Origin of the sequence: Vitreimonas flagellata, assembly GCF_004634425.1 — a bacterium.
Lineage (GTDB): Bacteria > Pseudomonadota > Alphaproteobacteria > Caulobacterales > Aquidulcibacteraceae > Vitreimonas > Vitreimonas flagellata.
The window spans coordinates 454,511-474,858 of record NZ_SBJL01000002.1 but is presented as its reverse complement, the minus strand read 5'-3'; the positions used below and the strand labels follow the sequence as shown (position 1 = coordinate 474,858).

General features: G+C 64.1%; 16 protein-coding genes. 11 read left to right on the top strand and 5 right to left on the bottom strand.

Annotation, left to right across the window (positions count from 1 at the left end; all coding sequences use genetic code 11):
* Nucleotides 1–5: 5 nt before the first annotated feature.
* On the bottom strand, nucleotides 6–437 hold the full coding sequence (locus tag EPJ54_RS10320) for a MarR family winged helix-turn-helix transcriptional regulator (protein WP_167755676.1): 432 nt from the start codon (nucleotides 435–437) through the stop codon (nucleotides 6–8).
* Nucleotides 438–528: 91 nt separating this feature from the next.
* Between EPJ54_RS10320 and EPJ54_RS10315 the strand changes: the two genes are divergently transcribed.
* The 8 genes from EPJ54_RS10315 (at nucleotide 529) to EPJ54_RS10280 (ending at nucleotide 10,598) form a co-directional block, all read left to right on the top strand.
* A complete protein-coding gene (locus EPJ54_RS10315) occupies nucleotides 529–1,026 on the top strand; it encodes a PaaI family thioesterase (protein WP_135211638.1) in 498 nt (165 codons plus the stop codon).
* Nucleotides 1,027–1,052: 26 nt separating this feature from the next.
* Nucleotides 1,053–2,210 carry a thiolase family protein gene (locus tag EPJ54_RS10310; protein ID WP_135211637.1) on the top strand — a complete coding sequence of 386 codons (1,158 nt, stop codon included), beginning with the start codon at nucleotides 1,053–1,055 and terminating at the stop codon, nucleotides 2,208–2,210.
* Nucleotides 2,211–2,288: 78 nt separating this feature from the next.
* On the top strand, nucleotides 2,289–3,344 hold the full coding sequence (locus EPJ54_RS10305; protein WP_135211636.1) for a DUF2332 domain-containing protein: 1,056 nt from the start codon (nucleotides 2,289–2,291) through the stop codon (nucleotides 3,342–3,344).
* Nucleotides 3,345–3,401: 57 nt separating this feature from the next.
* A complete protein-coding gene (locus EPJ54_RS10300; RefSeq protein WP_135211635.1) occupies nucleotides 3,402–6,980 on the top strand; it encodes a hydantoinase B/oxoprolinase family protein in 3,579 nt (1,192 codons plus the stop codon).
* Between the two features lie 19 nt (nucleotides 6,981–6,999).
* The gene (locus tag EPJ54_RS10295; protein WP_135211634.1) at nucleotides 7,000–7,728 is read left to right on the top strand and encodes a DUF969 domain-containing protein; all 729 of its coding nucleotides are present in this window, start codon (nucleotides 7,000–7,002) and stop codon (nucleotides 7,726–7,728) included.
* Nucleotides 7,725–8,690 (top strand): DUF979 domain-containing protein, encoded by a 966-nt coding sequence (locus EPJ54_RS10290; RefSeq protein ID WP_135211633.1) that lies wholly within the window; start codon nucleotides 7,725–7,727, stop codon nucleotides 8,688–8,690. The genes EPJ54_RS10295 and EPJ54_RS10290 overlap by 4 nt, the downstream gene beginning before the upstream one ends.
* Nucleotides 8,687–9,691 (top strand): DUF2891 domain-containing protein, encoded by a 1,005-nt coding sequence (locus EPJ54_RS10285; protein ID WP_135211632.1) that lies wholly within the window; start codon nucleotides 8,687–8,689, stop codon nucleotides 9,689–9,691. The genes EPJ54_RS10290 and EPJ54_RS10285 overlap by 4 nt, the downstream gene beginning before the upstream one ends.
* A gap of 7 nt (nucleotides 9,692–9,698) precedes the next feature.
* Nucleotides 9,699–10,598, top strand: coding sequence for an SUMF1/EgtB/PvdO family nonheme iron enzyme (locus EPJ54_RS10280; RefSeq protein WP_239590855.1), 900 nt, complete (start codon nucleotides 9,699–9,701; stop codon nucleotides 10,596–10,598).
* Here EPJ54_RS10280 and EPJ54_RS10275 read toward each other — a convergent pair.
* Nucleotides 10,595–11,173: a TetR/AcrR family transcriptional regulator gene (locus EPJ54_RS10275; RefSeq protein WP_135211631.1), complete on the bottom strand. Its 579-nt coding sequence runs from the start codon at nucleotides 11,171–11,173 to the stop codon at nucleotides 10,595–10,597. The genes EPJ54_RS10280 and EPJ54_RS10275 overlap by 4 nt on opposite strands.
* Nucleotides 11,174–11,183: 10 nt before the next feature.
* Nucleotides 11,184–12,089 carry a haloalkane dehalogenase gene (locus EPJ54_RS10270; RefSeq protein ID WP_135211630.1) on the bottom strand — a complete coding sequence of 302 codons (906 nt, stop codon included), beginning with the start codon at nucleotides 12,087–12,089 and terminating at the stop codon, nucleotides 11,184–11,186.
* A 132-nt stretch (nucleotides 12,090–12,221) separates the two neighbouring features.
* On the opposite strand from EPJ54_RS10270, the gene EPJ54_RS10265 reads away from it, so the two are divergent.
* The 3 genes from EPJ54_RS10265 to EPJ54_RS10255 are packed head-to-tail and all read left to right on the top strand — an operon-like array spanning nucleotide 12,222 to nucleotide 15,785.
* Complete coding sequence (locus EPJ54_RS10265; RefSeq protein WP_135211629.1) at nucleotides 12,222–13,307, top strand: MBL fold metallo-hydrolase; 1,086 nt, start codon at nucleotides 12,222–12,224, stop codon at nucleotides 13,305–13,307.
* A gap of 10 nt (nucleotides 13,308–13,317) precedes the next feature.
* A complete protein-coding gene (locus EPJ54_RS10260) occupies nucleotides 13,318–14,958 on the top strand; it encodes a sulfatase-like hydrolase/transferase (RefSeq protein ID WP_135211628.1) in 1,641 nt (546 codons plus the stop codon).
* On the top strand, nucleotides 14,946–15,785 hold the full coding sequence (locus EPJ54_RS10255; protein ID WP_135211627.1) for a DUF1330 domain-containing protein: 840 nt from the start codon (nucleotides 14,946–14,948) through the stop codon (nucleotides 15,783–15,785). The genes EPJ54_RS10260 and EPJ54_RS10255 overlap by 13 nt, the downstream gene beginning before the upstream one ends.
* On the opposite strand, the gene EPJ54_RS10250 is transcribed toward EPJ54_RS10255, so the two are convergent.
* Together EPJ54_RS10250 and EPJ54_RS10245 are read right to left on the bottom strand one after the other, a co-directional pair.
* Nucleotides 15,782–17,176 (bottom strand): efflux transporter outer membrane subunit, encoded by a 1,395-nt coding sequence (locus EPJ54_RS10250; protein WP_135211626.1) that lies wholly within the window; start codon nucleotides 17,174–17,176, stop codon nucleotides 15,782–15,784. The two genes, EPJ54_RS10255 and EPJ54_RS10250, sit on opposite strands and share 4 nt — an antisense overlap.
* Complete coding sequence (locus EPJ54_RS10245) at nucleotides 17,177–20,335, bottom strand: efflux RND transporter permease subunit (protein ID WP_135211625.1); 3,159 nt, start codon at nucleotides 20,333–20,335, stop codon at nucleotides 17,177–17,179.
* Between the last annotated feature and the right edge of the window lie 13 nt (nucleotides 20,336–20,348).

Below are 20,348 nucleotides of genomic sequence, written 5' to 3'. Positions count from 1 at the left end.
GTCGGCTACGTCGGCAAACCCTCCGTCGCCCGCAACACCCGCTCCACATCGCGCGGCGACACGATCTCCGCCGCTTCGGCTTGCGCGCGCTTCCAGCACGCGTACGCCGCTTTCACTTTAGCGCGACCCTCCCGCGTCAAACGCACGCGCCGCACGCGGCCGTTTTCAGAATCCGTGAAAATCTCCAACCAACCCAACTCTTCCAGAGGTCGCAGGGTGCGCGATAAAGTCGATAGTGAAAGCTCACGCTTCTCCGCCAGCCGCGACATGGTCAGCTCCGGCTCCTCCGCCGTCGCGACGAGCATGCCGAATTGCGACATGGTCACGCCGCTCTCTTGCATGCGCGCTTCGTAGAGCGCCAGCAGCCGCTTCGTCGCCATGCGCATGCGCAGATAGAGGCAGGGCGCCGCCTCATCGGCGCTGATCCGTGTCAGCATGGGTTGGGAAGATCGTTTCGGCATCTTGACGGCGGCGCATCCGGGTTCTACGTGACCACGATACTTGTATATACAATCAAGGCAAGTCCAGATGGCCGATACCGAGAAGTTTGACGCGCAAGCCGCGGCCCAGCGCCTGATGAGCGTACCCGGCCTGCAGGCGATGCAGCTCCTGATCGATGGCCAGCATGACGCGCCCTCCATCGCCAAGACGCTCGGTTTCACGCTCGCAGAAGTAGAGGACGGCAAGGCCGTCTTCGTGGGCGAGCCGTCCGACCGCATTCTCAATCCGCTCGGCATCGTCCACGGCGGCTGGGCGCTCACCTTGATCGATAGTTGCACCGGCTGCGCCGCCCACACCACGCTGCCGGCGGGCGTCGGGTACACGACTGTCGAAACAAAGGTGAATTTTGTACGGGCCATCACGCCCGCGACGGGCCAAGTTCGCGCCGAGGGCCGGGTGGTCGCCCGCGGCCGCACCATCATTACCGCCGAGGGAACGCTGACGGATTCCAGAGGCAAATTGTTGGCGCACGGCACATCGACCCTTATGGTGTTGCGCCCAAGTTCAAGCGAGGCGCGCGGCTGAACGCCCGCGACGGAGAAGAGGAAATCATGAGCGAAGATATCGTCATCGTTGGTATGGCCCGCACGCCGATGGGCGGCCTCTTGGGCGATCTCGCCAACATCGCCGCACCCGAAATGGGCGCGGTCGCCGTGAAAGCCGCCATCGCCGAAGCCGGCACGGGCGGCGCTGATCAAATTCTCATGGGCAATGTATTGGGCGCTGGCCAAGGCCAAGCGCCGGCGCGTCAGGCCGCGCTCAAAGCTGGCCTCGCGCAAAGCACCGAAGCGGTGACACTCAACAAGATGTGTGGCTCGGGCCTGCAAGCGGTCGCGATGGCGCGACAAGCTTTGCTCGCGGGCGAAGCCAATAGCGTTGTCGCCGGCGGCATGGAAAGCATGACGCGCGCGCCGTTCCTGATGTCGAAGCACCGCGGCGGCCAAAAGTACGGCCACGACAAATTGTTCGACCACATGGCGCTCGATGGCCTCGAAGACGCCTACGAAGGCTTGGCCATGGGCGTGTTCGCCGACGCCACCGCCAAGGAATACCAATTCTCGCGTGAATCGCAGGACGCCTACGCGCTTGAAACGCTGCGCCGCGCGCAAGCCGCCACCGCCGAAGGTCGCTTCAAGCGTGAGATCGCGCCGATCGTGTCAAAAGCGGGCAGCATCGACGCCGACGAACTGCCGCGCAAAGCGCGCCCCGATAAAATCCCGACTTTGAAGCCAGCGTTTACGCCGGACGGCACGGTCACCGCGGCCAACGCGTCCGCCATTTCCGATGGCGCGGCCGCACTCGTGCTCATGCGCAAGTCCGATGCCGAGAAGCAGGGCAAGAAGATCATCGCGCGCATCGTGGCGCAAAGCTCGCACGCGCATGAGCCGGCCAAATTCACCACAGCGCCTGTGCCCGCGATCCAAAAGGCGCTCGCGCGCGCTGGTTGGAAGACGAGCGACGTCGATCTCTGGGAGATCAACGAAGCCTTCGCCATCGTGCCGATGATCGCGATGAAAGAACTCGGCATCAGCCACGACATCATCAATGTCAACGGCGGCGCCTGCGCCCTCGGTCACCCGATCGGCGCCTCGGGCGCCCGCATTCTCGTGACGCTGCTCGCGGCGATGGAAGCGCAAAACGCCAAGCGCGGCGTCGCTTCGCTCTGCATCGGCGGCGGCGAAGGCATCGCGCTGGCGGTGGAGCGCTAAATAATATGGACCGCCGGCGTCCCCGCCGGCCAGCGCCGGTGTTTGCCGGCGAGACGCTGGCGATCCATATATAGCGACATGAGCGACGAACGCGTTACCGACCATTTTCGCGAGCAGGCGCGCTTCTGCGCCGAATACGGTTCGCCCTTCACCGGCGATCTTGTCACGCGCATGGCTGACGACATCGAGGCCAACGGCCCGACCGCGCAGATCATCGGCGATTGGCCCACCAACCCGCGCGCGGACGCACTCGCGCTCCGCCTCGCGGGCGCGTTGCACTCTGCTTCGCTCTCCAAACGCGATCCCGCGCTGCACGCGCTTTATCCTGCGCAGAATCCCGATTGGCGCCTGGACGAGATCTGGCCGGTCGCCCGCGCATGTCTCGAACGCGAGCGCGCCTGGGTGCAGGACTTTATCAAATCGCCGCCGCAAACCAACGAGACGCGCCGCGCCATCGCATTGCTCGCCGGCTTCCTCGCGTTCGCGCAACATTGGAAAGGCCCGATCGATACGCTCGAGATTGGCGCCAGCGCTGGTCTCAATCTCAATTGGGATCGCTTCGCGTATCGCACACAAAATTGGAGTTGGGGGCAGGGCAGTCCGGTCGTGATCGACACCGATTGGAACGGCGCCCCGCCGCCGCTCTCATCCATCGCGATCCGCAATCGCGCCGCCTGCGATCTCAATCCGCTCGACATTCGCGACGAAGCCGCGCGCCTCCAACTCAAATCCTACATTTGGCCCGATCAAGCCGATCGCCTCACGCGCTTCGACGGCGCCGTAGCGCTGGCGCTTCAGCACGACACGCGCGTTGATCGCGCCGACGCTGCGCAATGGCTCGCGCAAAAGCTAGCGACGCGTGCCAAGGACGCCGCCACGATCGTCTATCATTCCGTGTTCCTGCAATATCCGCCACGCGAGGCGCGCGAAGCCATCGTCAGCGCCATTCAAGAAGCTGGCGCCAAGGCCACATCCTCCGCGCCCATCGCCTGGGTCCGCCTCGAACCCGAAGCCGTCACCGATGGCATCGACAACGGCCTCCGCTTCGTCGTCGACTTCCACACTTGGCCCGGTGGTGCGCGCCAAATCCTCGCCTACACGGACGGCCACGTCCGCAACGTCTGGGCGGCCTGACCGGTCAGGCGCCGAAACCCTATTGATCCACGCGTACACCTCCGCTCATGTCGAGCCATGAGCGGTTGGCAATTTTGGATCGATCGGGGCGGTACGTTTACGGACGTGGTCGCCCGCGCGCCGGACGGCGGCGAGCACATCCGCAAATTGCTCTCCGTGAACCCCGAGCGCTATCAGGATGCAGCACTCGAAGCCATCCGCCTCATCCTCGCCGAGCACGGCGCCGAGTGGGGCGACATCGAGGCGGTGAAGCTCGGCACCACAGTCGCCACCAATGCACTGCTGGAGCGCAAGGGCGCCGATGTTGTGTTGGTCGTTACCGAGGGTTTCGCCGATCTGCTCGAAATCGGCGTGCAAGCGCGGCCGGACATTTTCGCGCGGCACATCATCAAACCTGATCTGCTGCAGAAGCGCGTGATCGAAGCGCGCGAGCGCGTCAGCGCCGAAGGCGAAGTGCTGACGCCGCTCGAAGAAGATCATGTCCGCGCCGAATTGCTCGCCGCGTACAATGAAGGCATTCGCGCCGCGGCGATCGCCTGCCTGCATGGCTGGGCGTACCCGGCGCACGAGCAGCGTATCGCCGCCATTGCGCGCGACATCGGCTTTACCCAAATCTCGGTCAGCTCCGAAGTGAGCGGCCTCATCAAGTACGTGCCGCGCACGGATACGAGCGTCGCCGACGCATATCTCTCGCCCGTGCTGCGCGCCTATATCGATCAATTCGTCGCCGCTTTTCCCAAAGGCGTGACGGCGGCGTTGCATTTCATGCAATCCAATGGCGGCCTCGCGCACGCCAATGCGTTTCGGGGCCGCGACGCGGTGCTGTCCGGCCCTGCGGGTGGAGTCGTCGGCATGGCCGCCGCTGCGCGCCGCGCCGGCTTCGAGCGTGCGCTCGGCTTCGACATGGGCGGCACTTCAACCGATGTCTCGCACTATGCGGGCGCGTTCGAGCGCACGCACGAAAGCGTCGTCGCCGGCGTGCGCTTGGCCGCGCCGATGCTGCAAGTTCACACCGTTGCAGCAGGCGGCGGCTCCGTCTGTTTCTTCGATGGCGCGCGCCTGCGCGTCGGCCCGCACTCCGCCGGCGCCAATCCTGGGCCAGCGTGCTATCGGCGCGGCGGACCGCTCACGATCACGGATTGCAATGTCCTGCTCGGTCGTGTGCGTCCGGAATTTTTCCCCGCCATTTTCGGCCCGAACGCCGATCTGCCGCTCGACGCTAGTGTTGTCGCGCAACGCTTCGAAGCGCTGCGCGCCGAGATCCAGCTCGCGACTAACGCCGACATCAGCGCCGAGGAACTCGCCGAAGGCTTTCTCACTATCGCCAACGCTAACATGGCCGAGGCGATCAAGAAGATTTCGATCCAGCGCGGCTATGATCCGGCCGAATATGCGCTCGTGGCCTTCGGCGGCGCGGGCGGGCAACACGCCTGCGCTGTGGCCGACGCAGTCGGCGCCAATGCCGTGTTGCTGCATCCGCTCGCCGGTCTGCTTTCCGCATGGGGCATGGGTCTCGCCGACGTCCGCGCGATGACGGAGGCGACGGTCGAGCAATCACTGACCGATGCGCACGATCTCAAAGCGCGCGCAGACGAATTGGCGCAACGCGCGCGTGCGGCGCTGATCGCGCAGGGCGTAGCCGCGCCACAGGTCAATCTCATCGCCAACCTCAAATACGAAGGCGCCGATTCCGCACTACCGATCGCCTACGCCGATCCAGGCACACTCAGCGCTGCGTTCGCCGAGGCGCATCTGCGCCGCTTCGGCTTTGTCGATCCCACACGCGCGATCATCGTCGCTTCGCTCACCGCCGAAGCCATCGCGCCGGCGGCGCAGAGCACGCAGATGGCGGCGCCGCAATCCGCAAAGCAAAGCGACCCGCTGGCGCGCGTCACGCTCCGCGCCAATGGCGCCGCACACACAGCGCCCGTCTATCAACGCAGAGCGCTTACCGCCGGCGCGGAGATCGACGGCCCGGCGCTCATTCTGGAGCAGGGCGCAACCACCTTCGTCGACGCCGAGTGGCGCGCTCGCATGAGCGCGGGTGGCGATCTCATCATCACCCGCGCGCAGCCACGTAGCGAACGCTGCGCTATCGGCACGGACGTCGATCCGATCCTGCTCGAAGTGTTCAACAATCGTTTCATGGCCGTCGCCGAGGAGATGGGCCTGGCGCTGCAGGCCACGGCGTCATCGGTGAACATCAAAGAGCGGCTCGATTTTTCCTGCGCCGTGTTCGATGCGAGCGGCGGTCTCGTCGCCAACGCGCCGCATATCCCGGTGCATCTGGGCTCCATGAGCGACAGCGTGCGCGAGATTATCCGCCAACGCGGCGAGACGATCAAAGCGGGCGACATCTTCATGCTGAACGCGCCACACGCTGGCGGCACACATTTGCCCGACATCACACTGATCGCGCCTGTGTTCCTGCCCGGCGAGACCGCGCCCGCATTCTTCACCGCCGCGCGCGGTCACCATGCCGATATCGGCGGCATCACGCCTGGCTCGATGCCGCCCAACAGCACGCGCATCGAAGACGAAGGTGTGCTGATCGAGAATTTTCTCTTAGTCGAGCAAGGCGAGCTGCGCGAAAGCGAGGTGCGCGCGCTGTTCAGCGCCGGCCCGCACCCCGCACGCAACATCGACCGCAACATCGCCGATCTCAACGCCCAGATCGCCGCCTGCGTGCGCGGCGGCGAAGAATTGCGCCGCATGGTCAGCCATTACGGCGGCGAAGGGGTCGCGGCTTACATGCGCCACGTGCAGGACAATGCCGAAGAGCAGATCAGGCGCGTCATCGATACGATCGAGGCCGGCAAGTTCGAGGTCGCGATGGACAATGGCGCGATCGTGCGCGTCGCCATCACACCGAACTATGTCACGCGCCGCGTGCACGTGGATTTCACCGGCACGAGCCCGCAGCATCCCAGCAATTTCAATGCGCCCATCGCTATCACGCGCGCCGCCACGCTCTATGTGTTCCGCACGTTGGTTGAAGACAACATCCCGCTCAACGAAGGCTGCCTGAAACCCATCGACATCATCGTGCCCGAAGGTTCGCTGCTCAATCCCAAGCGCGGCGCTGCCGTCGTTGCGGGCAATGTTGAAACCAGCCAGATCGTTGTCGATGCGCTGTATGGTGCGCTCGGCGTGCTGGCGGCGTCTCAAGGCACCATGAACAATTTCACTTTCGGCGACGACAAGCGCCAATATTACGAAACCATTTGCGGCGGCTCAGGCGCAGGTCCGGATTTCGACGGCGCGGCTGTCGTGCAAACGCACATGACCAATTCGCGCCTCACCGATCCTGAGGTGCTTGAGTCCCGTTTCCCAATTCTGATCGAGCAATTCGCCGTGCGCCGCGGCTCGGGCGGCGGCGGCGTACACAAGGGCGGCGACGGCGCCATTCGCCGGTTGCGCTTTCGCGAGCCAATGATGGCGGCCATGCTCGCCAACCGGCGCAGCACCAAGCCGTTCGGCTTGAGCGGCGGAGGCGACGGCGCGCCGGGGGTCAATCGCGTTGAGCGTGCGGACAGCAGCGTCGTTGAACTCGCCGCAACCGGCCAAGCGCAAATGCTACCCGGCGACGTTTTCCATATCGAAACGCCGGGCGGCGGCGGCTACGGTAAGGTTTGAGGGACGGGAGCGGGGGCGCATGCTGGTCTTATTGGGAATAGGCGTGGTCGTGCTCGGCTTTGCCCTGCGCGCCAATCCGCTCGTCGTGGTCATGGCGGCAGCGCTCACCACCGGGCTCGCGGCCGCGTGGACGCCGGACGCTGATCTGCAAATGATGTACGATGCCGCGCTCGCGACGATCGCCGCGTTTGGCAAAGCCTTTAACGATAGCCGCTATGTCAGCATCGTCTGGGTCGTGCTCGCCGCCATCGGCTTGCTCGAACGCGCCGGCCTGCAAGAGCGCGCACGCATCGCCATCGCCAACGTGAAAGCCGCAACCACGGGCCGCCTGCTCTGGCTCTATTTCGTGATCCGCCAAGCCGCCGCAGCGCTCGGTCTCACCTCGCTCGGCGGTCACGCGCAAATGGTGCGCCCGCTCGTGGCGCCGATGGCGGAAGGCGCGGCTGAATCCAAATATGGCGCGCTACCCGATCGCGAGCGCTATCTCATCCGCGCCCACGCCGCGAGCGCCGACAATATCGCGCTTTTCTTCGGCGAAGACATCTTCATCGCTATCGCCTCGATCCTGCTGATCAAAGGCTTCCTCGAACAGAACGGCATCATCGTCGAACCGCTCCAGCTCTCGATCTGGGCGATCCCAACCGCGATCGCGGCGCTGCTGATTCATAGCTTGCGCCTGTGGTTGTTGGATCGCCGACTCAAACGCGTGCTCGAAGCGAAGCCCGCGCAGAGCGAGGTCGCCCCATGATCACGCTGCCGCACATCTATATCGTTGGCGGGCTTTTCTTCGCCGCACTCGCCATCCTTTCCGCACTTGACCAAGCCAATGCGCGCCGCCTGCGCAATGCCGCGTTCTGGGGCTTGCTCGCGCTGAGCTTCCTGTTGGGAGACCGCATTGGTGATTTCGGCAATGGCCTGCTCGCGCTTGGCCTCGTTGTGCTGGCAGCTTTCGGCTTGGGTATCGGCAAGCCGAAAACCACGACGCCAGAGGAACGCCGCGCCAGCGCCGAGCGTCGCGGCAATCTGCTGTTCCTGCCGGCGTTGATCATTCCCGCTGCTGCACTGATCGGCACACTCGCCGCGAAAGAGACGGAATGGGGCGCGGCTCTCATTCAGCCAACGCAAGCCACGCTCATCTCACTCGCGCTCGGCGTGTTGATAGCCGTCGCCGTGGTCATGCTCTGGCTGAGACCGCCGCTGCTTGCGCCGTTGCAAGAGGGGCGGCGGCTGATGGATTCCGTCGGCTGGGCGGCAATCCTGCCCCAGATGCTGGCCTCGCTTGGCGCGGTGTTTCTTGCCGCCGGCGTCGGTGAACAAGTTGGCACGATCTTCTCGCAATATGTGCCGGGGCTGGAGACCTCGCGCACGATTGCCGTGATCGCGTATTGCGTCGGCATGGCGCTCTTCACCATCATCATGGGCAATGCGTTCGCCGCGTTTCCGGTGATGACGGCGGCCGTCGGCTTGCCGTTCGTGGTTGTCGCGCTCGGCGGCGATCCGGCGCGCGTGTGCGCCATCGGCATGCTCGCGGGCTTCTGCGGCACGCTGATGACGCCGATGGCCGCGAACTTCAACGTCGTGCCCGCGAACTTGCTTGAGTTGCCGGATCGCAAGGCCGCGCTCAACGGCGTCATCCGCGCACAAATCCCCACCGCGATCCCGTTGCTGATCGCCAACATCATCCTCATGCGATTCCTGGCCTTCCCATGACATTCACCGCAGACATCGCCGATCGTTTCGCGCAACTCGCACTCGCGCATGTGGGGCGCGAATATCCGAACAAGCTCGATCACGTCATGTCAGGCGCGGCGGACGTGCAGGGGCCGCGCGCACTGCATCCGATTTTCTACGGCAGCTTTGATTGGCATTCGTGCGTGCATGGCTATTGGCTGCTCGCGCGTGCTTTGCGCCGTCATCCGGCGCTCGTTTCCGCAGCCGCGATCACCGAATTGTTCGATAGCGTCATCACCCCGGCAAACGTCGCTGCCGAATGCGCCTATCTCGATCGCCCCGGTGCGCGCGGCTTCGAGCGGCCCTACGGCTGGGCGTGGGTGCTCGCGCTGCAAGCCGAACTCGATCAACACAAGGACGGCCCCGGCGCCCGCGCCGCGCTGCATATGCGGCCGCTTGCGGAAAAATTCGCGCAACGCTTTGCCGACTTCCTGCCGATCTCGACCTACCCCGTCCGGACCGGCGTGCACAGCTCGACCGCCTTCGCCCTTCGCCTCGCCGCCGATTACGCCGAGCACAACGATGGCGCGCTTTTGGCCTTGATGCGCGACAAGGCGATCTCTTGGTACGGCGACGATCGCGGCGCGCAAGCGTGGGAGCCAAGTCAGGATGATTTCCTGTCAGCGACGCTCATGGAAGCCGAGTGCATGCGGCGTTTTCTGGCGCCCGAAGCGTTCCGCGCGTGGTTCGCCGATTTTCTGCCGCGCGCCGCCGAAGGCGCGCCAGCGTCGCTCTTCGCGCCGGCCCACGTCAGCGATCGCACCGACGGCAAGATCGCCCATCTCGATGGCCTCAATTTCTCCCGCGCCTGGTGCTGGCGCGCCATCGGCCAAACGCTCCCCGAGGCGCACCCCCTCAAAGCCCGCGCCGAAGCCGCTGCGACAACGCATCTCGACGCGAGCCTCGCCCACGTCGCCGGCGATTACATGGGCGAACACTGGCTCGCCACCTTCGCCACCCTCGCGCTCGATGGGCTATAAGCGCGCCATGCGTACACTTGCGACCACACTTCTCGCGTTGATCACACTCGGCGCCTGCACGGAAGAACGCGTTATCGTCGCCCAATGCGGCGCCGATGTGCAGATTGGCGCGCAGATTCATGTCGAAGGCGGGCAGGTCGCGCGCGGCGCAGCGGCTTTCGAACCGGAGGAGCGCGTCGGCGGCGCGGGTGAGGTGCGGCCGTTCTCGATCGACGCGCACGAAGTCACCAACCAGCAATTCGCCGCCTTCTTCGCGGCGACCAATTACATCACAGTCGCCGAGCGCAATGGCCCTGATGGCCAACGCCTCGGCGCAGCGATCTTCGATCGCCAACAAGGCGGTTGGCGTCTCGATGCGAACGCCGATTGGCGACACCCAGAAGGCGTTGGCTCATCGATTGAAGGCCGCGAGCGCTATCCGGTGACGATGGTCGCCTACGAAGACGCGGCTGCCTACGCTGCATGGGCGGGGCGGCGGTTGCCGACAGAGAATGAATGGGAATTCGCCATGCGCGGTGAAGCGCCTGCGCCCGAAGATGTCGGCGCCGAAGCGTTCGACGCAGAAGGCCGTCCGGTCGCGAATACTTGGCAGGGCTTCTTCCCGATCAGCGATAGCGGGGAAGACGGTCACCAAGGCCTCGCGCCCATCGGCTGCTTTCCGCCCAATGCGCGCGGGCTCTACGACATGATCGGCAATGTCTGGGAATGGACCAGCGATCTTTACGAAGACGGTGTCACACCGAACGATGTCGGCCGCCCGAGCGGCGAACAGCCGCGCGTGATCAAAGGCGGCTCAAATCTCTGCGCACAAAATTTCTGTGCGCGCTTCCGCAGCGGCTCGCGCCAACCCGGCGATCCTGGTCTTGGCATGTCGCATATTGGCTTCCGCACCCTCGCGGATGATTAGGGCAGAAGCGTTTGCGCCATGAAGCGCAACGTGGCGATGGCTTGTTTGGTTGTTAGCTTTTGCTCCAACCGCAGTCGGCGCCAGGCTTCAAAGCTCAGCGTCAGCTCCAGCGCATTCACACGGTCGGTCTGCGAGGCGATGCTTTGCGGCAGCACGGCCAGCATGGTGTTGCGCTGCAGTTTGGTGATCTTGCGGTGCTCATCCTGCAGGAATTCCGACGCGTAGCGATGCGCATCCGACGCTGTCTTGATCGGCAGCATCTCCTCGAACATGCGCGCGCGGCGTTCGATCAATTCATCCACGCGTTCGCGCCAAGTCGTGGCCGCAAAGGGTGCGGCAAACATCGGCGCCAGACGCGATGTCATTTCCGCGTGCATCTCGCGATAGACGCCCTCCATGTCGTCGAACAAGCGAAACACGGTGCGGCGGCCAACGCCCGCGGCTTCCGCCACTTGGTCGGCGCTCGGTTTCGTTTCGCCCGCGCGCACCAATTCCAACATCGCCAGCGCGATGCGGCGACGATTGTCATCGGCGCGCTTTTTGCGCCCATCGATCTGTGGTTCGGTCGTGCTCACGACTCTCAATCTAGCGTGTGCTTTTGATAAAGGTATCGATCAGTTCAGCGATCGCATCGGGTTGGTCCTCCTGCAGGAAGTGCCCGCCATTCTGGATCGTCGTGTGCGCTTGGCCCTTTGTGCCGGGAATGCGTTCCTGCAAGCGCGCGTCGCCGCCGCGCGTGATCGGATCTTGATCGCTGAACGCCGTGAGGAATGGCTTCTTGAAATTCTCAAGCACCTTCCACGCCGCCAGATTTTCCGGCACGGACGGCATATCTGGCTTCACCGGCACCAAAGCCGGAAACTGGCGCGCACCCGCCTTGTAGCTTTCGTCCGGATAGGGCGCCTCGTACGCATCCTGTTCGGCTTGGCTTAACGCACGTACGGCGCCGCCATTGACGATCATCGGCGTCGGAAACACCGGCACGCTTTGGCTGAATTGCAACCACGCTTCAAACGCAGGCGTGGCGCCCGTACCCGCCGGCAGAAACGTGTTTGCCGCGACAACGCGCGCAAACCGCTCCGGCATCGCCGCGACCAAGCGCAAGCCAATCAGCCCACCCCAATCCTGGCAGAACAGCGTGATGTCGCGCAGCTCATTGGCGACGAGCCAATCGCTCATCCACTTCACGTGCCGCTCGTACGTATAGTCGTTCCGCTCCGTCGGTTTGTCTGAGCGACCAAAGCCGACGAGATCCGGCGCGACGACGCGATGACCTGCGGCCACAAGCTTGGCGATGATCTTGCGATAAAGAAACGACCAGGTCGGTTCGCCATGCAACAGCAGCACGGGCGCCGCATCGCGCGGGCCTTCATCGATGGCGGCGATGCGCAAGGTGACACCCGAAGCGTCTGAAATCTCAGTGTAATGCGGCTTATAGGGGAAGTCCGGCAGATTGGCGAAGCGTTCCTCGGGCGTGCGCAGAACCTGCATGTTTTCCTCCGTACCGCTTTGGGATTGACCGCTTTGCGGCGTGCGGCTTATATAGTGGCACTAAGAGTGCCGAAAGAATGGCGCCGGCGTCAAGCGTGAATCCAATCGGCTGGCGTTTAGGGGAGGAAGCCCATGACATCCCGCACCGGGATCATCTGGCTCGTCGTGCTGGCGCTGTTGAGCGCTGGCGCGGCGGCAATCTTTTGGTTCAGAGCCGATATCGCCACCAACATCCTGCGCCGCGCTGCAGGCGCGGGCGTCGGCGCCGCGCTCAAGGCTGAACTCCCCGAGGGCTTGCACGCGGTGTTCTGCGGCACCGGCTCGCCGCTGCCTGATCGCAGCCGCGCCGGCCCGTGCTTTGCCGTGATCGCGGGCGAACGCGTGTTCGTGTTCGACGCAGGCGAGGGCGCGGCCGAGACGCTCGCGCTGATGGGCGTCAACGCGGGCGACATCGAGCGCGTGTTTCTCACGCACCTGCACTCTGATCATTTCGACGGCCTCGCGCCACTCGCGCTGCAACATTGGGCGGGCGCGGCCTCCACCACGCCGCTTGACGTCGCAGGCCCCATTGGCACTTCGCGCGTCGCCGCGGGTCTCAATGAAGCCTACACGATCGATAGCGGCTACCGCATGGCCCATCACGGCCCAGAGATCGTGCCGGCAAGCGGCTTCGGCATGGCCGCCACCGAATTCGCGATTCCTGAAGGCGCCAATGATCTCGTCGTCTATGACGCGAACGGCGTGCGCATCATTGCGTTTCCCGTCGATCACGCGCCCGTCGACAACGCCTTCGGCTATCGCATCGAGTACGCCGGCCGCTCCATCGTCGTCAGCGGCGACACCTCGCGCGCTGACTCCGTCGCGCAAGCGGCGCGCGGCGCCGATTTGCTCGTGCATGAAGCGATCTCAACTGAGCTCAACGCCATCATGCAGGACGCGGCGAACAGCAATGATCGCCGCAACGTCGGCACAATCTTCCACGACATCCTCGACTATCATACGAGCCCGGAAGACGCGGGCGCCGTCGCGACCGAGGCTGGCGCAGGCGCGCTCGCGCTGACGCATCTGCTGCCGCCCACGCCAATTCCAGGACTCGACCAAGTCTTCGTTCGCGCCGCGCGCACGACCTATGCCGGCCCGGTCTGGGCGATGCGCGATGGCGACGTAATTTCGCTGCCGCGCGACGGCGGCCTCGTCCGCTCACATCATATGCGTTGAGGAGAGACGTATGAAACGGCTCGCAATCGTTCTCGGCGTCCTCGTCGCGCTTGGCGTCGGCGGCTACTTCCTGTTCAAGCAATATGCCTATTATCTGCCGGGCCTCATCTCCAACATCCGCGATCCGATCGCCGACACGCAGCCGGTGAATTGGGTGCAAGGACCGGCCACGGCGCCGGAGGGCGAGCGCCCGCCGAACATCATCGTCATCGTCGCCGACGATCTCGGCTTTAACGATATTTCGCGCAATGGCGGCGTCGCCGGCGGTGTGGTGCAAACGCCAAACATCGATGCGCTCGCAAGCCAAGGCGTGAGCGTCGATATTGCGTACGCCGCCAACGCCACGTGCTCACCCTCGCGCGCCGCGATGATGACGGGGCGCTATCCGTGGCGCTTCGGCTTTGAATTCACCTCCGCGCCCGTCGCGTTCTCGCGCTATCTTTCACATGGCGACGAAAATGCGCTGCGTCGCCCGATCTTCCACGAAGAGCGCGTGAAGGATGTGCCGCCGCTCGAAACGCTCGGCCTGCCGCCCAGCGAAACGACGATCGCCGAATTGCTGCAAGGGCGCGGCTATCACACCATGCATATCGGCAAATGGCATTTGGGCGAGACGGCCGCGATGCGTCCCGAAGCGCAGGGCTTTGATGAAAGCCTCGGCTTCATGGCGGGCGCCGGCATGTTCTTGCCGGCCAACGATCCCAACGTCGTCAACGCTGAAGTCTCGTTCGATCCGATCGATCGCTTCCTCTGGGCGAACTTGCCGTACGCGGTGCAATGGAATGGCGGCCAACGCTTCCGCCCCGAAGGCTACGTCACCGATTACTTCGCCAACCAAGCGGTCAGCGCCATCGAAGCGAACCGCAATCGGCCGTTCTTCATGTATCTCGCCTTCAACGCGCCGCACACACCGCTGCAAGCCTCGCGCGAAGATTACGACGCGCTAAGCAACATCCCGGATCACACTGAGCGCGTCTATGGCGCCATGATCCGCGCGCTCGATCGCGGCGTCGGCGCCGTTATGCAAGCGCTGCGCGACAATGGCATTGACGACAACACACTCGTGATCTTCACCAGCGACAATGGCGGCGCCTGGTATGTTGGTCTCCCCAACCTCAATCGCCCGTTCCGCGGCTGGAAGGCGACGTTCTTCGAAGGCGGCATCCGCACGCCCTTCTTCGCGCGTTGGCCCGGCCGCTTGCCGGCGGGCACGGTGGTCGAAGGCCCCGCGACGCACATGGACATCTTCGCCACCGCGGCGGCCGCCGCAGGTGCGCCAATCGAACGCCCCGTCGATGGCATCAATCTTCTGCCGATGTTGCGCGGTGAGCAGGGGGCGCCGCGTCACGACGTGCTCTTCTGGCGCTCCGGCCCGTATCGCGTCGTCCGCGCCGGTGATTGGAAGCTGCAAGTTTCGGAAACGCCAGACCGCGTCTGGCTCTTCAATCTGCGCACCGATCCCTACGAGCAGCGCGATCTTTCCGCGCAAGAACCGCAACGTGTCGCCGAATTGCGCGCTTTGATCGAAGAGCACAACGCCAACCTGCCGCCGCCGCTGTGGCCCGCGCTCCTCGAAGGCCCGGTGCGCATCGACGTGCCGCTCAACGCGCCTTGGACTGAAGAACAGGAATACATCTATTGGTCGAACTAGTTCTCGCGGTCGCCATCGCGCTCATCCTCGCGATTGGCGCTATCTGGATCACGGGCGCGTTTGAACCCGTGTTCGGCGTGAAGAGCGACGATCCCGCGTGGTTCGTGGCCTTACGTGGCGCGCGGCCGCCGCGCCTTGCGCCTGGCGTGCAAGTCCGCTGGAGCGGCGGCGCGGATTTTCCGCTCATCGGCGGCGATGAAGGCTATTGGAGCCGCTTCTATATCCTCGCCGGCGGCAAAGCGGGGGAGACGCCGCTGGCGCTCGATGACGTTGAAGATGCTTTCGTCGCGCGCATCTCGATGTTTGCGCCACCCAGTTTCGCACTCGGCATCCTCCGCACGCTGTGCACGCTCGGCATTTTCGGCAAACCCCAGGGCGATGTCATCCGCAGCATCGACGGTGTCGAATTCCGCAAGGACGTCATGCCGAGCAACGAATCCATCGCCGCACTGCTGATGCGTCCGCCCACCTACTCACCAACAATGGTGAACTTCCTCAGCTATCATCCTGTCGCGAAATACGCCGATGGCCGCCCCAGCACGGGCGCTACCGCCTACCAGCGCTATGGCAGAGTCGCGATGAAGACCGTCTATCGCACCGGCGGCGCGCTCATCTTCTACGGCAAAGTTCTGGAGATCGTTCGGCCTGCGAAAGCAGGGCCATGCGTCGGCGTCTGGGATGATGTCGCCGCGATGCGCTATCCCAATCCGCCCGCCATTCTCTCAATGGAGAACGTCCCCGAATATCGCGCAGCGCTGCATCACCGCGACGCGGGATTGGCGCGCACGATCGTGATCGCGACGCAGCCAATCCCGAGCGCGGCTTAGATCCCGCCGCCCAACGCCTTGTAGAGCGTCACGAAGTTCGTGGCGCGCTGCACGCGGGCGCCGACCAATGCCTGTTGCGCGGTGTAGAGCTCGCGCTGCGCATCGAGCAGGCTCAGATAATTGTCGATGCCTTGGCGATAGCGCGCTTCGGACATGCGATACGTATCCGTCGCCGCTTCCGCGAGCGATTGGCGCGCATCGACTTGCTCATCGATCGTGCCGTATTCGGCCAGTGCGTCCGACACTTCGCGGAACGCCACTTGGATCGATTGCTCGTAGCGCGCCACCGCAATGTCGCGATCCGCATTTGCGACGCCAAGCTGCCCACGACGGGCGCCCGCGTCGAACAACGGAATGGTTACGCGCGGCGTGAACGACCAGATGTCGCCGGCGCCATTGAACAAATTCTCGAACGTGGAATCGATCTCGCCGCTTGAGCCCGCGATCGAGACGCTCGGAAAGAACGCCGCCCGCGCCGCGCCAATATTGGCGTTCGACGCGCGCAGATTGTGTTCCGCCGCGCGAATGTCCGGCCGCGCCAGCAGCACCTCGGAGGGAAGGCCGGGCGGCAGCGTCTCAGTCCCGAAAGTCACCGCATCGATCGACGTCGGCTTCAATTCTTCCGGCACCGCGCCGCCCACGAGAAACGCCAGCGCGTTCTCATCTTGCGCCACCAGCGTCGTATAGCGCGCCACGTCGGCCCGCGCCGTCTCCACCGTCGTCTGCGCGCGGCGGACGTCCAGCATGGACGCCGCACCCGCTTCAAAACGACGATTGGTCAGATCAAAGCTCTGTCGTTGCGCGTCCAACGTCTCCTGCGCCAAGCGCAACAGCTCGGTGTCGCCCGCATAGACGAAATAGAGCGACGCCACTTCGGAGATCAGGCTGATCTGCGCGCTGTCGCGGGCGTCTTCTGTCGCCAGATAAGTCTGCAGCGCCGCGCGGTTCAAACTGCGCACGCGGCCGAAGAAATCGAGCTCGAACGCCGTCACGCCCACGGTCGCGGAATATTGCCGCGTCGTCTCGCCTGTACCGCCCATCGAGATCGGCAGTTCTTGCGACGTACCCGACACCGAGCCATCAACGCTTGGCAATAGCTCCGAGCGCTGAATGCGATGCGCCGCCCGCGCGCGCTCAATATTGAGCGCGGCGATACGCAGATCGCGGTTCTGATCGAGCGCAAGTTCGATCACTTGGCGCAGCTTCGCGTCAGCATAGAAATCGCGCCAAGCTGGCAACGCAGTGTTCGCATCAGCGACCGGAGCCTCATAAGCCGCGCCTTGCGGCCAAGCTTCGGGCGTCGGCGCCGCCGGCGTTTCGTAGTGCGGGTCGAGAGACACGCAGCCGGCGAGCAGCACAGCCGCCAGCGTGGGGAGGAGGAGACTTCTCATTTACGCGTTTCCGATTTGCGGCGTCGCATTGGTCGCGTCGGCCGGCTTGGGGCGTCGCGCGAACATGCGGCTCACGAGGACGAAGAAGAACGGCGTCAGCACGGTGACGAGCAAAGTCGCCGCCAACATGCCGCCGATCACGCCGGTGCCGATGGCGTTTTGCGCGCCCGAGCCCGCGCCCGTGGCGATCGCGAGCGGCAGCACGCCGCACGTGAACGCAAACGACGTCATCAGGATCGGCCGCAAGCGCAGCTTCGCGGCTTCGAGTGCGGCGTCCGCCCAATCCATGCCTTGCTGTGCGAGCGAGCGTGCGAATTCGACGATCAGGATCGCGTTCTTCGCGGCCAAGCCCATCGTCGTCAGCAGGCCGACTTGGAAATAGATGTCGTTCGACAAACCGCGCAGATTCGCCGCCAACACCGCGCCCAAGAGGCCAAGCGGCACGACTACGAGCACCGAAAGCGGAATGGTCCAGCTTTCATAGAGCGCAGCCAAGCAGAGGAAGACGACCAGCAACGAGAGCGCATAGAGCAGCGGCGCCTGCGAGCCTGAGAGGCGTTCTTCGTACGACATGCCCGCCCATTGCAGACCCGTGCCCGGCGGCAATTCGTCAGCCAAGGCTTCCATCCGGTCCATCGCCGTGCCGGAGCTCACGCCCGGCGCGCCTTGGCCTTGGATGTTGAAGGACGGCGCGCCGTTGAAGCGCTCCAGCCGGGGCGGCGCCGAAATCCAGCGCGAGCTGGAGAATGCCGAGAATGGCGCCATCTCGCCTTGGCCGTTGCGCACGTACCAAGAATTCAGATCTTCCGGAACCATGCGGTAGGGCGCATCGCCTTGCATATAGACGCGCTTGACGCGGCCGCGATCAACGAAATCGTTGATGTATTGGCCGCCCCACGCTGCTGAGAGCGTGTTGTTGACGTCGGCGACGGAGACACCGAGCGCAGAGGCCGCGTGGTGGTCGATGTCGAGCTGCAATTGCGGCGTATCTTCCTGACCGTTCGGACGCACCTGCTGCAGGCGTTGATCAAGCGCCGCCGCACCCAGCAATTGATCGCGCATGCCGAGGAATTGCTCGCGCTCCATGCCGGTGAGGTTGGTCAAGTGCATGTCGAAGCCCGAGGCGATGCCGAGTTCGGACACGGCCGGCGGGATAATCGGGAACACCATCGCATCGCGGATTTGGCTGAAGCGGCCAAACGCGCGTTGCACCACGGCTTGCGCGCTGTTGGCGCCCGTGCCGCGTTCGGACCAATCCTTCATGTTCACGAACACGATGCCCTGGTTCTGGCCGACGCCGGCAAAGCCGAAGCCGATCACGGAGAACGCCGAGTCGACCGCTTCGCCTTCGTCTTCCAGCAGATAGGTTTCGATCTGCTCCATCACCGCACGCGTGCGTTCGGCGGTGGCGCCGGACGGCAGCTGCACGATGGTAATGAAGAAGCCTTGGTCTTCTTCCGGGAAGAAGGACGAGGGTAGGCGCGCCGTCAGCAGCCCAAGCGCGACCAGGATCACAGCATAGAGACCCAGCACGCGCTTGCCGGCTTTCGGCGCAAGGGTACGCGTGACGATGCCCGCATAGCGATTGGCGACGTTCTCGAAGCCGCGATTGAAGCCGTTGAAGAACTTGCCCAGGCGCGAGCCTTCCGGCGGCGGCGGCGTGTGCTTGAGCAACGTGGCGGTCAATGCCGGCGTCAGCGTCAGCGCGACCAGCACTGAAAGCGCCATAGCCGAGACGACCGTCACCGAAAATTGGCGATAGATTACGCCGGTGGAGCCTGGGAAGAAGGCCATCGGAATGAACACGGCCGAGAGCACGAGCGCGATACCAATCAGCGCGCCAGTGATCTGTTGCATCGATTTCTTGGTGGCTTCCTTGGCCGAGAGATGCTCCTCGCGCATCACCCGTTCGACGTTTTCCACCACGACGATCGCGTCATCGACCAAGAGGCCGATCGCCAACACCATCGCGAACATGGTGAGCGTATTGATCGAGAAGCCGAGCACCGAAAGCACGGCGAACGTGCCTAGCAATACCACCGGCACCGTCACCGTGGTGATCAAGGTCGCGCGCCAGTTTTGCAGGAACAGGAACATGACGATGAAGACGAGCACGAAGGCTTCGATCAGCGTCTTGACCACCTCTTCGATCGACTTCTCAACGAACGGCGTCGTGTCGTACGGCACAACGGTGCGCACGCCGGTCGGGAAGTTCGCGGAGAGTTCGTCCAAGCGATGGCGCACGGCTTCGGCCGTGGCCACGGCATTGGCGCCTGAGGCCAGACGAATGCCCATGCCCGCGGCCGGCCGACCGTTGAAACGGCCTTCCATCATGTAGCTTTCGGCGCCGAGTTCGACGCGCGCCACATCCTGCAGACGCACGGTCGCGCCGTCCGGCATGGTGCGGACCAGGATTTGTTGGAATTCTTCCGGCGTCGTCAGCAGCGATTGCGACGTCACCGTCGCGTTCAATTGCTGGCCGTCGACATACGGTGTGCCGCCGATCTGGCCGGCGGACACTTCCGCGTTCTGCGCGCGCACGGCGGCGGCGACATCAGCCGGCGTCAGCGAATAGGAGAGCAGCGCGTTCGGGTCGAGCCAGATGCGCATTGCGTAGGGCGAGCCGAAGGTTTGAACCTCGCCGACACCCTCGACGCGGCTGATCTCATCGCGCAACGACGACGAAATGAAATCGCCTAGATCGTTCGAAGTCGTGTTCGGATCATCCGAAACAACACCGACAACCATCAGGAAGCTGTTCGCGGATTTCGCGACCTGCACGCCTTGCTGCTGCACCGCTTGTGGCAGAAGCGGCAGCGCGTTCTGCAATTTATTCTGCACCTGCACCTGCGCGATGTCAGGGTCGGCGCCTTGGTCGAACGTCAGCGTGAGCGTCGCCGTGCCGGAGCTGTCGCTTGAGGCTGACATATAGCGCAGATTGTCGATGCCGTTCATCTGCTGCTCGATCACCTGCGTGACCGAATCTTCGACCGTCTGCGCCGAAGCGCCCGGATAGGACGCCGTGATCGTCACCGCGGGCGGGGCGATCTCTGGATATTGTGAGACCGGCAGCTGCGTGATCGAGAGCACGCCCATGAGCGCGACAACGATCGCCAACACCCATGCGAAGATGGGGCGTTCAATAAAAAACCGTGACATGAAATCTAGCCGT

What these genes read in the sequence shown, in the direction of transcription:
- EPJ54_RS10270 (WP_135211630.1), bottom strand. Translation starts at nt 12,089, where the DNA reads ATGCAGGTTCTGCGCACGCCCGAGGAACGCTTCGCCAATCTGCCGGAC.
- EPJ54_RS10315 (WP_135211638.1), top strand. Translation starts at nt 529, where the DNA reads ATGGCCGATACCGAGAAGTTTGACGCGCAAGCCGCGGCCCAGCGCCTG.
- EPJ54_RS10250 (WP_135211626.1), bottom strand. Translation starts at nt 17,176, where the DNA reads ATGAGAAGTCTCCTCCTCCCCACGCTGGCGGCTGTGCTGCTCGCCGGC.
- EPJ54_RS10310 (WP_135211637.1), top strand. Translation starts at nt 1,053, where the DNA reads ATGAGCGAAGATATCGTCATCGTTGGTATGGCCCGCACGCCGATGGGC.
- EPJ54_RS10245 (WP_135211625.1), bottom strand. Translation starts at nt 20,335, where the DNA reads ATGTCACGGTTTTTTATTGAACGCCCCATCTTCGCATGGGTGTTGGCG.
- EPJ54_RS10285 (WP_135211632.1), top strand. Translation starts at nt 8,687, where the DNA reads ATGACATTCACCGCAGACATCGCCGATCGTTTCGCGCAACTCGCACTC.
- EPJ54_RS10295 (WP_135211634.1), top strand. Translation starts at nt 7,000, where the DNA reads ATGCTGGTCTTATTGGGAATAGGCGTGGTCGTGCTCGGCTTTGCCCTG.
- EPJ54_RS10280 (WP_239590855.1), top strand. Translation starts at nt 9,699, where the DNA reads ATGCGTACACTTGCGACCACACTTCTCGCGTTGATCACACTCGGCGCC.
- EPJ54_RS10290 (WP_135211633.1), top strand. Translation starts at nt 7,725, where the DNA reads ATGATCACGCTGCCGCACATCTATATCGTTGGCGGGCTTTTCTTCGCC.
- EPJ54_RS10305 (WP_135211636.1), top strand. Translation starts at nt 2,289, where the DNA reads ATGAGCGACGAACGCGTTACCGACCATTTTCGCGAGCAGGCGCGCTTC.
- EPJ54_RS10320 (WP_167755676.1), bottom strand. Translation starts at nt 437, where the DNA reads ATGCTGACACGGATCAGCGCCGATGAGGCGGCGCCCTGCCTCTATCTG.
- EPJ54_RS10300 (WP_135211635.1), top strand. Translation starts at nt 3,402, where the DNA reads ATGAGCGGTTGGCAATTTTGGATCGATCGGGGCGGTACGTTTACGGAC.
- EPJ54_RS10265 (WP_135211629.1), top strand. Translation starts at nt 12,222, where the DNA reads ATGACATCCCGCACCGGGATCATCTGGCTCGTCGTGCTGGCGCTGTTG.
- EPJ54_RS10260 (WP_135211628.1), top strand. Translation starts at nt 13,318, where the DNA reads ATGAAACGGCTCGCAATCGTTCTCGGCGTCCTCGTCGCGCTTGGCGTC.